The organism is Streptomyces sp. NPDC079141, assembly GCF_040686775.1.
GTDB lineage: Bacteria > Actinomycetota > Actinomycetes > Streptomycetales > Streptomycetaceae > Streptomyces.
In genome coordinates this window covers 188,239-201,677 of the sequence record NZ_JBFBLP010000014.1, presented here as the reverse complement: position 1 = coordinate 201,677, position 13,439 = coordinate 188,239, and the positions used below count along the sequence as shown (strand labels likewise).

Sequence of the window (13,439 nt, the reverse complement as noted above, 5' to 3'; positions counted from 1 at the left end):
TGTCGCCCGGGGTGGGAGCTGGGGCAGGGCTACTGCAGGCGGTCCCTGATGCGTCCGCGCATCGACCTCATGGTGAAGCCTCGCGGGTCCACCTTCCCCGGCTGCCACTCCAGGTGGCCGATGACCGAGCGTTCCGTCCAGCCGTGGTGGCGGCAGATCGCCGCGGAGACGCGCTCGATCGCCTCCAGTTGGGCCGCCGGCCAGGGGTCGACGCCGTCGCCGAGGTTTTCGCACTCGAAGCCGTAGAAGTGGCGGTTTCCGTCGGTGTTGGCCTCGTTGTCGGGGGGTAAGGCCGTCTCCGCGATGACGGCGCGCAGCACCTCGTCGTCGCCCAGGCCCGCGTGGTTGGCGCGGCCGTAGCCGACCAGGTGGACCGTGCCGTCCTTGGTGATGACGCCGTGGCACAGCGGGCCGGGCAGGCCCTCGTAGCCCTTGCGGCACAGCTCCACCGTCCGCTCGCTGCCCTTGGTCACCGTGTGGTGGATCATCACGCCGTGGACCGGGCCCCACGGCCCCTTGTGGTTGCGGTTGTGATGTTCCCAGTCGCCGACCTCGACGACGGTGGCGCCTTCGGCCCGGAGCCTCGCCAGGAATCTCTGCGCCGACATGGGTGAGGCCACGGCCGCCTCCTTCGTGCTGTGCGTCGGCCGCCGTGCGCGGCCCACTCGTACCGCTGCTTGTACCGAAACGGAATGATCGGGAATCGGGCGGGCGCACGGCCGGCGTGCAGTTTCGGCCAATTCCCGGAACCGGGGCCGACGGGCCGGGCCCTCTATGTGCCCAGTCACCGAAGATCCATTCCCGCTCTTTCGGGTAATAGCACCGGCACGCTCCGTGAGGAAGGCTTGGTCGCGAGATCGATGCCCGGCGCAGACCGGCGCCGGAGCATGACCGGGAGGGCATTTCTTTATGTCGGTAGGCGAAGAGGTCCGCACGGAGCAGGGCAAGCCGCAGCAGAGCCTCGGCACAGCTGCCGCGCGGAACCTGGCCACCACCACCAAGTCCGCACCCCAGATGCAGGAGATCAGCTCGCGCTGGCTGCTGCGCATGCTTCCGTGGGTGAATGTGCAGGGCGGTACGTACCGGGTGAACCGCCGCCTGACGTACGCCGTGGGGGACGGCCGCGTCACATTCGTGAAGACCGGTGACCAGGTCGAGGTCATCCCCGCGGAGCTGGGCGAACTGCCCGCGTTGCGGGGGTACGAGGACGAGGAGGTCCTCGCCGAACTGGCCCGGCGCTGTCAGCAGCGCGAACTCGCCGCGGGGGAGGTGCTCGCCTCCTTCGGCAGTCCGGCCGACGAGGTGTACCTGCTGGCGCACGGCCGGGTCGAGAAGATCGGCACGGGCCCGTACGGCGACGACGAGTCCCTCGGTGTCCTCGCCGACGGCGCCTACCTCGGCGACCAGGCGCTGCTCGACGCCGACGCCATCTGGGAGTACACGGTCCGCACGGTCACCGGGTGCACCGTCCTCGTTCTGCCCCGCCAGGACGTCGAGCAGGTCGCTGAGCGCGCCGACTCCCTGCGCCAGCACCTGGAGCAGCTGCGCTCGATCCCCGACCAGCGCACCAACAAGTACGGCGAGAAGGAGATCGACCTCGCGGCCGGCCACAGCGGTGAGCCGGACATCCCGCACACCTTCGTCGACTACGAGGCGCGGCCCCGTGAGTACGAACTGAGCGTCGCCCAGACCGTGCTGCGCATCCACACGCGCGTGGCCGACCTCTACAACCAGCCGATGAACCAGACCGAGCATCAGCTGCGGCTGACGGTCGAGGCGTTGAAGGAGCGCCAGGAGCACGAGCTCATTAACAACCGTGAGTTCGGCCTGCTGAACAACTGCGAGTACGACCAGCGGATCCAGCCGCACGACGGCGTGCCCAGCCCGGACGACATGGACGAACTGCTCAGCAGGCGCCGCGGCACCAAGCTGCTGCTCGCCCACCCGCGCGCGATCGCCGCGTTCGGCCGTGAGCTCAACAAGCGCGGACTCGTCCCCGAGACCATCGACGTGGCCGGCAACCGCATCCCCACCTGGCGCGGGGTGCCGATCTACCCGTGCAACAAGATCCCGGTCACCGAGGCCCGTACGACCTCGATCATCGCCATGCGTACCGGCGAGGCGGAGCAGGGTGTCATCGGGCTCCAGCAGGCCGGCATCCCGGACGAGATCGAGCCGAGCCTGTCCGTGCGCTTCATGGGCATCAACGAACAGGCGATCATCAACTACCTGGTGACGGCGTACTACTCGGCCGCGGTCCTCGTGCCGGACGCGCTCGGCGTCCTGGAGAACGTCGAGATCGGGCGCTGGCGGTGACGCTCCCCGCAGCCGTGCGGTGTCCCCGCCCTTTGGGGCGGGTACACCCTGGGGGTACACGACCGGCCGCAGCGGAGGCGCCACCGTCCGCCGACCCGACCAGGCGATCCGATGGGTGAGCTCATGACGGAGACGCAGCAACTCCCCGCCGGCAGACGGCGGCCGACCGAGACCCGCGAGGGGCCGAGGCCCTTCAGGACCGACACGGAGGCCGGAACGGGACCGCTCGACGGACACGAGGCGACCGCCATCCTGGAACGCTCGCGGGCGTCCGTCGACCCCGAACTGCGTTCCGCCCTCGACTCGCTGCCCGGCTTCATGCGCCGCGTCGCGCTCTACCACTTCGGCTGGGAGCACGCCGACGGCACACCCGCGGCCGGTAACGCGGGCAAGGCGATCCGTCCCGCCCTCGTCCTCACCGCCGCCGAGGCGCTCGGCGGGCGGCCCGCGCGGACGGCCGCCGTCCGGGCGGCCGCGGCGGTGGAACTGGTCCACAACTTCACGCTGTTGCACGACGACGTGATGGACCGCGACACCACCCGTCGCCACCGGCCCACCGCCTGGACCGTGTTCGGCGACGCCGACGCGATCCTCGCCGGGGACGCCCTCCAGGCGCTGGCCCTGCGGCTGCTCGCCGAGGACCCGCACCCGGCGGCCGCCGCGGCCGCCGCCCGGCTCACCGCCTGCGTCGTCGAACTGTGCGAAGGCCAGCACGCCGACACCGCCATGGAGCGCTGCGGCCCCGCCGAGGTCTCCCTCGACGAGGTGCTCGCCATGGCCGAGGCCAAGACGGGCGCCCTGCTGGGATGCGCCTGTGCGCTGGGGGCGCTGTACGCGGGGGCCACCGAGGAGGACGTGGCGGCGATGGACGCCTTCGGCCGCGAGGCCGGGCTCGCCTTCCAGCTCATCGACGACGTCATCGGCATATGGGGGGACCCGCGGCGCACCGGAAAGCCGGCCGGTGCCGACCTGGCCGCCCGCAAGAAGTCGCTGCCGGTGGTCGCCGCGCTGACCTCCGGCACACCGGCCGCCGTGGAGCTGGCCGAGCTGTACCAAGTGCCGTACGGCAAGGGCGGTATGGCGCCGGACGAGGAGACCGCGCGTACGGCGCTGGCGGTGGAGCGGGCCGGCGGACGCGACTGGGCGCAGGTCCAGGCCGCGGACCGGATGGCCCGCGCGATGCAGGAACTGGCGCGAGCGGTGCCCGACCCGGAGGAGGCGGGAGGGCTGCTGGCCCTGGCCGAGTTCGTCACCCGGCGCAGCACCTGACCGCCGCCGAAGACCCCGGAGGCGGTGACCGTACGGCTCCTGACCCCGTACGGCCATCGCCTCCGGCCACGGGTCCCGCACATCCCCACGGTGTGCGGGGCCCGTTCCTGCGCTCACATTGTCCGGATCACGCTCGGCACATCCGCCCCAACCCCCTTACGATCAAGTCCGGTTGAGTCGAAGGGGCGGCGGGGCATGGGCGTGGTGATCCGGGCGGCGGATGCACAGGACCGGGAGCTGGTGGTGCGGCTGCTGGACGAGGCCTTCCAGGACGATCCGGTCAGCGGCTGGGTCTTCCCCGGCGCCGAGTACCGGCGGGCGACCCACCACCGGCTCATGGCGGCGTTCGCCGACATCGTGCTCGCGGAGGGGTGGATCGACCTGGCCGAGGACGGCTCGGCCTGCGCGCTGTGGCTGTCCGTGCCCGCCGAGGAGCACGAAGCCGACGACGACGGGCCCGCGCAGCTCCGTGCCGCCGTCGACCCGGCCAACGAGCGCGTCGAACTGATCGGCCGGCTGACCTCGGACATCCACCCCTCGGGCCGCGCTCACGCCTACCTGTGGATGATCGGCGTGGACCCCGAACGGCAGGGCGAGGGCCTCGGTAGGGCGCTGATCACCTCGGTCCTCGACCGCTGCGACAGCGAGGGCCTGCCCGCGTACCTGGAGGCGAGCAGCGCGCGCAGCCGGGCCCTCTACGAGCGCCTCGGCTTCGAACTCCTCGACCGGCCCCTGGACCTCCCCGACGGGCCGCAGATGTGGCCGATGTGGCGTGAACCGAAGGGCTGATCCACTCCCCGCCCTACTACTCCACCGGCACGATCGTCTCCACGATCCGCTCGATCAGGCCGTCCGGGACGGTGACCCCCGGCAGTACGCCCTCCAGGACACCCGGCAGCGTCAGGTGCTCCAGGAGCAGCCCGAGCATCGCGAGATAGAGCACGGTGACCGTCTCGTCGCCGCCTGGCAGCCCGGCGTTCCGGTGGAACTCCATGCCCTCCTCCAGGTCCGCGCGCACGGACTTGGTGTAGGACGCGCGCAGTTCGGGGCGCCGGGTGGCCTCAAGGCGCATCTCCAGCAGGCCGAGATAGGCGTGGCGGTCGCCCGTGGCGCGGGCCATCAGGTCGTCCATGAACGCGGTGACCAGTGAGCGGTCCTTCGGGCGCCGCAGCAGCGCGGTGAGCACCTCGGGGTCGGGCGTGAGCCGCTCGTGCAGCCGGGCGTCGATCTGGCGGAGCAGGTCGTCGCGGCCGGTGAAGTAGTTCGAGGCGGTGCCCACGGGCACCCCGGCCTCGGCGTCCACCGCGCGGAACGTCAGCCCGCGCGCCCCCTCGCGCGCGAGCACCTCGACCCCCGCGTCCACGAGCGCGGCGCGGCGCTCCGGATTCCTGGCCAATGCGGAATCTCCTCTCCCACTTGATTTCGATCCCCGAATGTACTTGCAACCACTACAGGTGAAGCACTACAAATGCAGTTGTTCACGGTCACCCTACGGAAAGAGACCGGCTTGCGAAAGCTCACGTACTTCGTCGCCTGCTCCATCGACGGCTTCATCGGGGACCCGAAGGGCGACGCCTCGTCGATGTTCGCGTTCCTGGACGAGGAGTTCCTCGGCTACCTCGCCTCGGCCTACCCGGACAGCATCTCGGCCCAGGGCCGCGAGCAGCTCGGCGTCAAGGACGTCGCGAACCCCAACTTCGACACGGTGATCCAGGGCCGCGCCAGCTATCAGGTCGCCCTCGACGCCGGCATCACCAGCCCGTACTCCCACCTGCGCGAGTACGTCGCCTCCCGCACCCTCGGCGCCTCCCCGGACCCGAACGTGACGGTGATCGACGGCGACCTGGTCGCCCGGATCCGCGAACTGAAGGCCGAGGAGAGCGACCTCGGCATCTGGCTCTGCGGCGGCTCACGGGTGGCGGGCGAACTCCTCGACGAGGTCGACGAGCTCGTCATCAAGACCTACCCGCAGGTCTACGGCGCGGGCATGCCGATGTTCGGCGCCGACTTCGCCGTCACCGACTTCACCCTGGAGGGGGTGCGCACGTTCGACAACGGAGTTCTGGTGCGTACCTACGCACGCAAGCGCTGACCGGCCTACCCTGGGGGCATGGGCAGCGATGCACATGCATGTCCCGTCTGCGGACAGTCCGTCGAAACAGTCGTCCGGCGTCACAAGACGCTGGGCGCCTGGGTCCCGCTCTGGGTGGCCGGCCCGTGCCGCAACCCCGACTGCGAGGCCTACGTCGAAGAAGGCGCCGAGGAAGACTTTTACGACCCGCACCACCACCACGTACACCATCCGCGCCACAGGCACCCCGAGCACCCCGCGCCCCGGAGCGAGCCCGAGGAACCGGAAGAGCCCGCCACGAGAAATTCCTGAACCGCCGTCCCGAACCATGTCGAGAACCCGGGTCCGGCTCCGACGTCCCCTGTGAGAGCCGCCCGACGGGTGGCGCGAACCGAAGGAGCTTCAGTCATGAAGTACCTGGTCATGGTGCAGGGAACGCAGGCGGACTACGAGGCGATGCAGGGCAGGACGTCCGAGCACTCCCCGGCGGCCTGGACCGAGAAGGACATCCAGGCGATGTTCGCCCACATGGGCGCGATCAACGACGACCTCGCCGAGTCCGGCGAGCTGGTCGACGCCCAGGGTCTGGTCGAGCCCGCAAAGACCCGGCTCGTCAGCCGCGGCGCGGACGGCAAGCCCGTGATCACCGACGGCCCGTACAGCGAGACCAAGGAGCTGCTGGCCGGCTACTGGGTCCTCGACTGCGCGAGCCTGGAACGGGTCACCGAGATCGCCGCACGCGTCACCCAGTGCCCCGTGCCCGAAGGGGCGCCGGAGTACCCGGTCGTGATCCGGCCCATCGGCGAGGACACCGGAGACGTCTGAGCCCCATGAACGACACCGTCGAGCACCTGCTGCGCCGCCACGCGCCGCAGGTCCTCGGCGCACTCGTCCGCCGCTACGGCCACTTCGACGCCGCCGAGGACGCCGTACAGGAGGCGCTGCTCGCCGCCGCCGGGCAGTGGCCCTCGGCCGGGGTGCCGGACAACCCGCGCGGCTGGCTGATCAAGGTGGCCTCGCGGCGGCTCACCGACGCGCTGCGCGCGGACGACGCCCGGCGGGCGCGGGAGGAGAAGGCGGCGGCGCTCGGCGAGCGCCTGGCGTCCGGGGCGGACGGGGCTCCCCGCGAGGACGACACCCTGTCCCTGCTCTTCCTGTGCTGCCACCCCGACCTCACCCCGCCCGCGCAGATCGCGCTCACCCTGCGCGCGGTCGGCGGTCTGACCACGGCCGAGATCGCCCGTGCCCATCTGGTCCCCGAGGCGACCATGGCCCAGCGCATCAGCCGCGCCAAGCAGAAGGTGCGCGGGGCGGACTTCGGCCGCCCGGACAACTGGGCCGAGCGGCTGCCGGCCGTCCTGCAGACGCTGTACCTGATCTTCAACGAGGGCTATACGGCGACCTCGGGCCCGTCCCTCCAGCGGCGCGACCTCGCCGGCGAGGCCATCCGCCTGACCCGCACGGTCCACCGGCTGCTCCCGGACGACGGCGAGGTGACCGGCCTGCTCGCCCTCATGCTGCTCACCGACGCCCGCCGCGAGGCTCGTACCGGCCCGCACGGCGACCTTGTGCCCCTCGACGAGCAGGACCGCGACCGCTGGGACAAGGCCGCGATCGAGGAGGGCGTGGCCCTGATCACCCACGCGCTCTCGCACGGCCCGGCCGGCCCCTACCAACTGCGCGCGGCCATCGCCGCCGTGCACGACGAGGCACCGTCCGCCGAGGCCACCGACTGGCGCGAGATCCTCGGCCTCTACGACGTACTGGTGGACCTCGTCCCCGGTCCCGTCGAACGCCTCAACCGTGCCGTCGCCGTGGCCATGGTCCACGGCCCCCAGGCGGGCCTGTCCGAACTGGGCACCCTGAACGTGGAGTTGGGCCACCGCCTCGAAGCCGTACGCGCGCACCTCCTGGAGCGCGCCGGCTCCTACGACGAGGCCCGCGCCGCCTACGAGGCGGCGGCCGCACAGACCATGAGCCTGCCCGAGCAGCGCTATCTGCTGGGGCGGGCGGCGCGGTTGAGGCCGTAGCGTGAACCCATGACCGACACCGTCCTGCACCTCACCGAGCGCTCCCTGTGGGAGGCGGCCCGCGCGAAGGGCACGTACGAGATCTCGACGCGCGGGAGGACCCTCCGGGAGGAGGGCTTCATCCACTGCTCGACGCGCGCCCAACTGCCGCGCACGGCAGCGGCCTTCTTCGCGGACCTGGACGATCTCGTGGTCCTCGTGGTGGATCCCGATCTCCTCGACGTGCCGCTGAAGTACGAGGCGGCCAAGCCCGGCGCCGAGGAGTTCCCGCATGTGTACGGCCCGATCCCGGTGGCGGCGGTCGTGGCCGTGGAGCCGTGGCCGTGACGGGCGGGCGCCGGTGGTGGCGGTGGGCCGTGGCGGTGTGGGCGGTCGCGGTGACCGTGGGCGGCGGGCTCACCCTGTGGCTGGACGACACGGGCGAGCCGCGGGAGCCGCGCGGGCGTCAGCCGGCCACCTATCCGTCGGTGGACGCGGACTCCGACTGCCCGGGCCCCGGCATCACTCCGTCCCCCCGGTCCGACGGGACGGTCGTCCTGTGCGACTACAGCATGAGCCGCTAGCGGCTGCCCGTCTCCGGGTTCCGTCCCGTCAGGCAGTACGTGCCGCCGGCCGGGTCGCGCATCACCGTCCAGTGCGCGCCGTGGGCGACCGTCTCCGCGCCCAGCTCCTCGTGGCGGGCCCCGGTCGCTGCGATGTCCGCGCAGGCCAGGTCGAGATGGGCGGAGAGGGGGCGATCGGTGCCGAGGCGCTGGAGCAGAAGGCGGATCGGCATTCCGGCCGGGGGCTCGACCACATGGAACTCGGGGAGGGAACCGGGGTGGGACGCCCAGCCCGCCAACAGCCCGCTCCAGAAGGTGACTTCGGCGTCGTGGAGCGAGGGCGGGACGTCCAGGCACACCTGGTCCAGCCGGGTTCCGTTGACCACGGGCGGGCGGACCGACTCCCCGTTCCAGGGCACGGCGCAGAACAACTGGCCGGCGGGGGAGCGCAGTACGGCCCACCCCTCGTGCTCGGCCGCCAGGCCGGCCCCGAGCCGCAGCGCCTCCTTCACGAACCCCGTTACGTCGTCCACGGCGAAGTCGAGATGCGCGCCGCCATCTCCCTGGTCGACCCCCTGCACCTTCACGCAGGCGTCGGCCGCAGCGGGCAGCAGAGTGACGAACTCGCCCTGGTCGCCCCGGAATTCGGACAGCCGCGTGTCTGTGACGGCGGTCCAGAACTCGCAGGCGCGGCCGAGGAGCCCGGCGGGGCGGTCGACGAAGGCGTAAGTCCAGCGGATGGTCATGGACGCGATCGTAGGTCAGGTCAGCGCCTGGGCTCCATGAACCGCAGCGCGTTCCCGGCCGGGTCCCGGAACGCGCAGTCGCGCACGCCGTACGGCTGGTCCATCGGCTCCTGGATCACGTCGGCGCCGGACTCCCGCACCCGCTCGTACAGGGCGTCGCAGTCGGCGGTGGTGAAGTTGACCCCGCGCAGCACGCCCTTGGCGAGCAGCTGGGCCAGTACCTCCTTGTCGGCGGGGGAGGTGTCCGGGTCCGCGGCGGGCGGCTCCAGCACGATCTCCACGTCGGGCTGCGCCGGCGAGCCGACGGTCACCCACCGCATCCCCTCGAAACCGACGTCACCGCGGACCTCCAGGCCCAGGACGTCGCGGTAGAAGGCGATCGCCTTGTCGTGGTCGTCGACGGCGAGAAAGCACTGCTTCAGTTTGATGTCCATGCCAGCAGGCTAGGACGCTACGACCGTTTCGGCCGCGTGAAGCGGCGGGCCACGCACGGCGGGATCGCCGCGCCGTCCTCGTGCGAACGCGCCCGGTAGGCGCTCGGGGTCTCGCCGACCAGCTCCGTGAAGCGCGAGCTGAAGGAACCTAGCGAGGTACAGCCGACCTCCATGCAGACCTCGGTGACGGTGAGGTCGCCGCGGCGCAGCAGCGCCTTGGCCCGTTCGATGCGGCGGGTCATGAGATAGCTGTACGGCGTCTCGCCGAACGCGGCCCGGAAGCTGCGCTGGAAGTGGCCCGGGGACATCAGCGCGGTCTGGGCGAGCGCGGGGACGTCGAGGGGCTCGGCGTACTCGCGGTTGATCCGGTCGCGCGCCTGCCGCAGCCGGACGAGATCCTCGGTGGTCACCCGGCCAGGATCGCACGACCCCGGACGGCGCTGAAGAGGGGTGGCGAAGAATATGCAGACCGGTCTATTGTCGCCGTCATGGGTGTCAAGGGCGAGGAGACGCGCTCCCGGCTGATCGCCGCCACGCGCACGCTGATCGAGGCGCGGGGCTACTTCGGCACGGGCCTGAACCAGGTGCTGGCGGAAAGCGGTGCCCCGCGCGGCTCCCTGTACTTCCACTTCCCCGCGGGCAAGGACCAGCTGGTCGCGGCGGCGCTGACGGAGAGCGGCCAGGAGGTCGGCGACCTGATCGCGTCGCTGGGCGCCGACCGGCTGTCCGCGCTGGAGATCGTCCGCCGGCTGCTCGACGTCTTCGCCGAGCGGATGGAGAACTCCGACTACGGCAAGGGCTGCCCGCTGGCGACCGTGGCGCTCGAAGTGGCGGGCGGCAATGAGGAGTTGCGCGATGTCTGCGCCGAGGCGTACGGGCGGTGGCAGCAGGCGCTGGCCGACCGGCTGGTTGCGGAGGGGTGGCGGGCCGCGGCCGCGGAGGCGGCGGCGGGCGCCGTCCTTGCGCAGGTGGAGGGGGCCGTGCTGCTGGCGCAGGTGCAGCACAGCCGGCTGCCGCTCGCGCAGGCGGCGCGGGCGGTGGAGTTGCTGCTCGCCGAGTGACAGGGGCGGGCGCTCTCATCGGCAGCCCTCTCGGCGCCTCCGGCGCCTTCGGCACCTTCGGCACCTAAAAATATGCAGACCGGTCTACATTCTGGAGGGTCACATGAGCGGTTCCACCCTGGTCCTCGGCGCCACCGGCTTCACCGGACGCTGGCTCGTGCTCGAACTCCTCGGCCGGGGCGAGCCGGTCGCCGCCGCGGTGCGCGACGGCAGCGGCAGCGCACGCGACCGGGAACTGCGCGGCTGGCTGCGCGGGCACGGCGGCGACGACCGCGCCCTGGCCACCGTGGCCGCCGACATCACCCGGCCCGGCCTCGGACTCGCCCCGCACGACGAGGAGGTGCTCGGCGACGTCCGCGACGTGTTCAACACCGCCGCGCTCTACCGGTTCGGCCTGACCGCCGACGAGGCACGCGCGGCCAATGTGGACGGGGCGCTGAACGTGCTCCGCTGGTCGGCGACGCGCCCGCGCCTGCGCAGGCTCGTCCATCTGTCCGGCTACCGGGTGAGCGGCGTGCATCGGCCGCGCTTCCCGTACCCGCCCGCCGAATCCCGCCTGATGTACGCGGAGTTGGGTGCCTACGAGGCGTCCAAGACGGAGGGTGACGCGGCCGTGCGCGTCACGGCGCCGGAACTCGGCGTGCCCCTCACGGTGGTCAACCCCAGCACAGTGATCGGGCATTCGACCACCGGGGAGGCGGGCCAGTACATCGGCCTGGCCGCTCTCGTCGAACAACTGTGGACGGGCCGCCTCCCTGCCCTGGCCGGCAGCCGACGTACCTTCGTCCCCGTCGTGACCATCGACTACCTGGCCCGGTTCCTGGCGGCGGTACCCGACTCGGACCAGGACGGCCCGGTGACCCGCCACACCGTGCTCGACCCGGCAACACCCCTCCTGCCGGACCTGGTCGCGCTCCTTGCGGGCCACCTGGGCGTCAGGGCGCCCAGGTTCACCCTCCCCGTCGGCCTGATCCGCCGCCTGCCCCGGGCACTGACCGGCGCGGATCCGGAGACGCTCACGTTTCTCTCCGAGGAGCGCTACGACACCGGATCCGCCGACCGGCTGGCCCGCGCCGCCGGCCTGCACCACCCTCCGGTGGAGGAGGCACTGCGGCGCTGGGCGTCCCGGCTGGTGTCGGACGGGTTCGGGCGGGTTCGGGCGGAGCGCCTAGACGTTTCGGGCCGAGGCCCTAGACGTTGGGGACCTTGAGCTTGTCCCAAGTGGTCCTCCCGGGCGGCCACTTCGCGTTCGCGCCGGTGAAGCCGCATTTGTGCTGCCAGGCCTCGTAGCTCTCGACGTCCGCCGTGCCGAGCGTCGGGCCGGGGCCGACCTCGTAGCGGCCGCAGCCCTCGGCGACGAGCCGTTTGCCCATGGCGGTGAAGATCGGCGACTTCTTGCCGAGCGCGGGCTTGCCGTCCTTCAGGAAGAAGTCGGCGCCGGGGTACGGCTCGTGCTTCGGCCTGGCCGGGCCGGTGGCGCCGGTGCCGGGCTTCGTCTCGATGCTCCCGGGCCGGGGCGCGCCGTCCTGGACCCATGCGTACAGCGCCTTGCCCGGGCAGGCGGTCGCATGTCCGTCGCGGTGACCCTTGATCTCCTTGCCCGCGCCGTGCTTGCGCAGCAGCTCGATGCCGTCGCGGATCGCGGAGAGCATGGCGTCCGTGGGCTCGGTCAGGCCTTCGCTGCCGACGAGGCCGACGATGGCGTAGTGGCCCTTGTTGAGGTCCTGGTTGCCGTTGGCGCCGGTGCGGCGGCCGAGGCCGCGGCCCTCCAGCAGGAAGCCGTGCGGGCAGGCGCCGTAGTTGTAGGCGATGTCGGAGTAGTTCTCCACCTTGTTCGCCAGGTGCGACTTGCGGATCTGCTGCCATTCGTCGATGCAGGCGTCGTGATCCGTGAGGAGCTTCTTGGAGACGGGTGAGCCCTCGTAGTGCACCTTGACGCCCTTGGTGGACGTCTGGGTCGGAGCGGCGGACGTGGGCCAGCCGAGCTGATCCCTGGTCACGATTTTCATGATTCCCCCTGTTCACGCGCTCTTGCGCTGTATGTCCGAGCACTGAACGCAAGGGCAAAGTATCGGAGTTGGCGGCTCAGGGGCAGGCGTTTGCCCTATCGATCAGGGCCGGTGCCCCCAGGTGGGCTAAGCATCCGTACTCATGTCCGAACGCGCCGGCCGGTCCATCGTGGAGAACGCACCGACCACGGACCGACCAGAGGAACCCACGATGACGAACGACTCCCTCCCGCGCCGCCTTCCGCGCCTGCGCCGGCTGCTCTCGCTCGCCACCGGCAACTGGCTCGGCCGGGGCTATCTGGCCGTCTTCGGCGCCTCCGTCGCGGCCGCGCTCCTTGCCCCGGACAGCCCCCTCGCCGCGGGCCCTCTGATGCTCACGGCGCCCTGGTCCTTCCTGGGCATGCTCCTGCCCTTCGGCCCCGGTACCGAGGGCGGCGGCGCGGCCCAGGTGCTGGCTCTCACCTTCACGGCCGTACTGCTCCTGCTGTGCGCCCTCGTGAACGCCGCCGTGCTCGGCGCCCTCGCCGCGAGGTCGGTTTCGTCCACCGCGAGGTCGGGTTCGTCCACTACGCGCGGGATCCGTGCCCTGCTGGCGCCCGCCGTGGACAACTGGCTGGCGCGCGGCTACCTCGCCGTGGTCGCGGCGGCGCTGGGCTTCTTCCTCTACGCCGTGTACCTGTCGCCCGACCCCGGGTTCGCGGCCATCTATCCGCTGATCACCACGGCGCCGTTCAGCTTCCTCGCCATCCTGGCGATGCCCGCGGGCGACTCCTGGCTGACCCCGCTGCTCTTCTCCGCCATCACGGCCTCGGCAGGGCTGTTCAACGCCGTGCTGCTGGGCCGGCTCGCCCGCAGGGTGGGGGCGCGGGAGCCGCACCCGGCCGCCTGAGGGCGCCGGCAACGAACGAAGGGGTCCGACCGATGACCGGTCGGACCCCTTCGGCAAGCAGCAAGCAGATGA

Annotated in this window: 18 protein-coding genes; 12 read left to right on the top strand and 6 right to left on the bottom strand. The window is 71.6% G+C overall.

Features of this window, described 5'->3' with window-relative positions; translation table 11 throughout:
• Positions 1-29: 29 nt before the first annotated feature.
• Positions 30-620, bottom strand: a complete 591-nt coding sequence (locus AB0Q90_RS31280; protein ID WP_363161713.1) for an N-acetylmuramoyl-L-alanine amidase — start codon at positions 618-620, stop codon at positions 30-32.
• Positions 621-909: 289 nt separating this feature from the next.
• Between AB0Q90_RS31280 and AB0Q90_RS31275 the strand changes: the two genes are divergently transcribed.
• From AB0Q90_RS31275 to AB0Q90_RS31265, 3 genes are all read left to right on the top strand, one after another.
• Complete coding sequence (locus tag AB0Q90_RS31275; RefSeq protein WP_363161712.1) at positions 910-2,316, top strand: family 2B encapsulin nanocompartment shell protein; 1,407 nt, start codon at positions 910-912, stop codon at positions 2,314-2,316.
• 111 nt (positions 2,317-2,427) lie between these two features.
• A complete protein-coding gene (locus AB0Q90_RS31270) occupies positions 2,428-3,585 on the top strand; it encodes a family 2 encapsulin nanocompartment cargo protein polyprenyl transferase (RefSeq protein ID WP_363161711.1) in 1,158 nt (385 codons plus the stop codon).
• A gap of 195 nt (positions 3,586-3,780) precedes the next feature.
• Positions 3,781-4,374, top strand: a complete 594-nt coding sequence (locus AB0Q90_RS31265; RefSeq protein WP_363161710.1) for a GNAT family N-acetyltransferase — start codon at positions 3,781-3,783, stop codon at positions 4,372-4,374.
• Positions 4,375-4,390: 16 nt separating this feature from the next.
• On the opposite strand, the gene AB0Q90_RS31260 is transcribed toward AB0Q90_RS31265, so the two are convergent.
• Positions 4,391-4,981 (bottom strand): TetR family transcriptional regulator, encoded by a 591-nt coding sequence (locus AB0Q90_RS31260; RefSeq protein ID WP_363161709.1) that lies wholly within the window; start codon positions 4,979-4,981, stop codon positions 4,391-4,393.
• 111 nt (positions 4,982-5,092) lie between these two features.
• On the opposite strand from AB0Q90_RS31260, the gene AB0Q90_RS31255 reads away from it, so the two are divergent.
• From AB0Q90_RS31255 to AB0Q90_RS31230, 6 genes are all read left to right on the top strand, one after another.
• Positions 5,093-5,677, top strand: coding sequence for a dihydrofolate reductase family protein (locus tag AB0Q90_RS31255; protein ID WP_363161708.1), 585 nt, complete (start codon positions 5,093-5,095; stop codon positions 5,675-5,677).
• A gap of 18 nt (positions 5,678-5,695) precedes the next feature.
• The gene (locus AB0Q90_RS31250) at positions 5,696-5,968 is read left to right on the top strand and encodes a hypothetical protein (protein ID WP_363161707.1); all 273 of its coding nucleotides are present in this window, start codon (positions 5,696-5,698) and stop codon (positions 5,966-5,968) included.
• 96 nt (positions 5,969-6,064) lie between these two features.
• The gene (locus tag AB0Q90_RS31245; RefSeq protein ID WP_363161706.1) at positions 6,065-6,481 is read left to right on the top strand and encodes a YciI family protein; all 417 of its coding nucleotides are present in this window, start codon (positions 6,065-6,067) and stop codon (positions 6,479-6,481) included.
• Between the two features lie 5 nt (positions 6,482-6,486).
• Positions 6,487-7,686, top strand: a complete 1,200-nt coding sequence (locus AB0Q90_RS31240) for a sigma-70 family RNA polymerase sigma factor (RefSeq protein WP_363161705.1) — start codon at positions 6,487-6,489, stop codon at positions 7,684-7,686.
• 9 nt (positions 7,687-7,695) lie between these two features.
• Complete coding sequence (locus tag AB0Q90_RS31235; protein WP_363161704.1) at positions 7,696-8,013, top strand: DUF952 domain-containing protein; 318 nt, start codon at positions 7,696-7,698, stop codon at positions 8,011-8,013.
• Positions 8,010-8,249: a hypothetical protein gene (locus AB0Q90_RS31230; RefSeq protein WP_363161703.1), complete on the top strand. Its 240-nt coding sequence runs from the start codon at positions 8,010-8,012 to the stop codon at positions 8,247-8,249. The genes AB0Q90_RS31235 and AB0Q90_RS31230 overlap by 4 nt, the downstream gene beginning before the upstream one ends.
• On the opposite strand, the gene AB0Q90_RS31225 is transcribed toward AB0Q90_RS31230, so the two are convergent.
• Genes AB0Q90_RS31225 through AB0Q90_RS31215 form a run of 3 tightly spaced genes read right to left on the bottom strand, consistent with a single transcriptional unit; the run spans position 8,246 to position 9,818 of the window.
• Positions 8,246-8,974: a VOC family protein gene (locus AB0Q90_RS31225; RefSeq protein WP_363161702.1), complete on the bottom strand. Its 729-nt coding sequence runs from the start codon at positions 8,972-8,974 to the stop codon at positions 8,246-8,248. The two genes, AB0Q90_RS31230 and AB0Q90_RS31225, sit on opposite strands and share 4 nt — an antisense overlap.
• Positions 8,975-8,994: 20 nt before the next feature.
• Positions 8,995-9,408 (bottom strand): VOC family protein, encoded by a 414-nt coding sequence (locus tag AB0Q90_RS31220; protein ID WP_363161701.1) that lies wholly within the window; start codon positions 9,406-9,408, stop codon positions 8,995-8,997.
• 17 nt (positions 9,409-9,425) lie between these two features.
• On the bottom strand, positions 9,426-9,818 hold the full coding sequence (locus AB0Q90_RS31215) for a helix-turn-helix transcriptional regulator (protein WP_363161700.1): 393 nt from the start codon (positions 9,816-9,818) through the stop codon (positions 9,426-9,428).
• Between the two features lie 78 nt (positions 9,819-9,896).
• Between AB0Q90_RS31215 and AB0Q90_RS31210 the strand changes: the two genes are divergently transcribed.
• Positions 9,897-10,469, top strand: coding sequence for a TetR/AcrR family transcriptional regulator (locus AB0Q90_RS31210; RefSeq protein ID WP_363161699.1), 573 nt, complete (start codon positions 9,897-9,899; stop codon positions 10,467-10,469).
• A 103-nt stretch (positions 10,470-10,572) separates the two neighbouring features.
• Positions 10,573-11,679: an SDR family oxidoreductase gene (locus AB0Q90_RS31205; RefSeq protein ID WP_363161698.1), complete on the top strand. Its 1,107-nt coding sequence runs from the start codon at positions 10,573-10,575 to the stop codon at positions 11,677-11,679.
• On the opposite strand, the gene AB0Q90_RS31200 is transcribed toward AB0Q90_RS31205, so the two are convergent.
• Positions 11,660-12,478: a peptidoglycan-binding protein gene (locus AB0Q90_RS31200; protein ID WP_363161697.1), complete on the bottom strand. Its 819-nt coding sequence runs from the start codon at positions 12,476-12,478 to the stop codon at positions 11,660-11,662. The genes AB0Q90_RS31205 and AB0Q90_RS31200 overlap by 20 nt on opposite strands.
• A 211-nt stretch (positions 12,479-12,689) precedes the next feature.
• Here AB0Q90_RS31200 and AB0Q90_RS31195 point away from each other — a divergent pair, with 211 nt between their 5' ends.
• A complete protein-coding gene (locus tag AB0Q90_RS31195) occupies positions 12,690-13,367 on the top strand; it encodes a hypothetical protein (RefSeq protein WP_363161696.1) in 678 nt (225 codons plus the stop codon).
• The last annotated feature ends 72 nt before the right edge of the window (positions 13,368-13,439 follow it).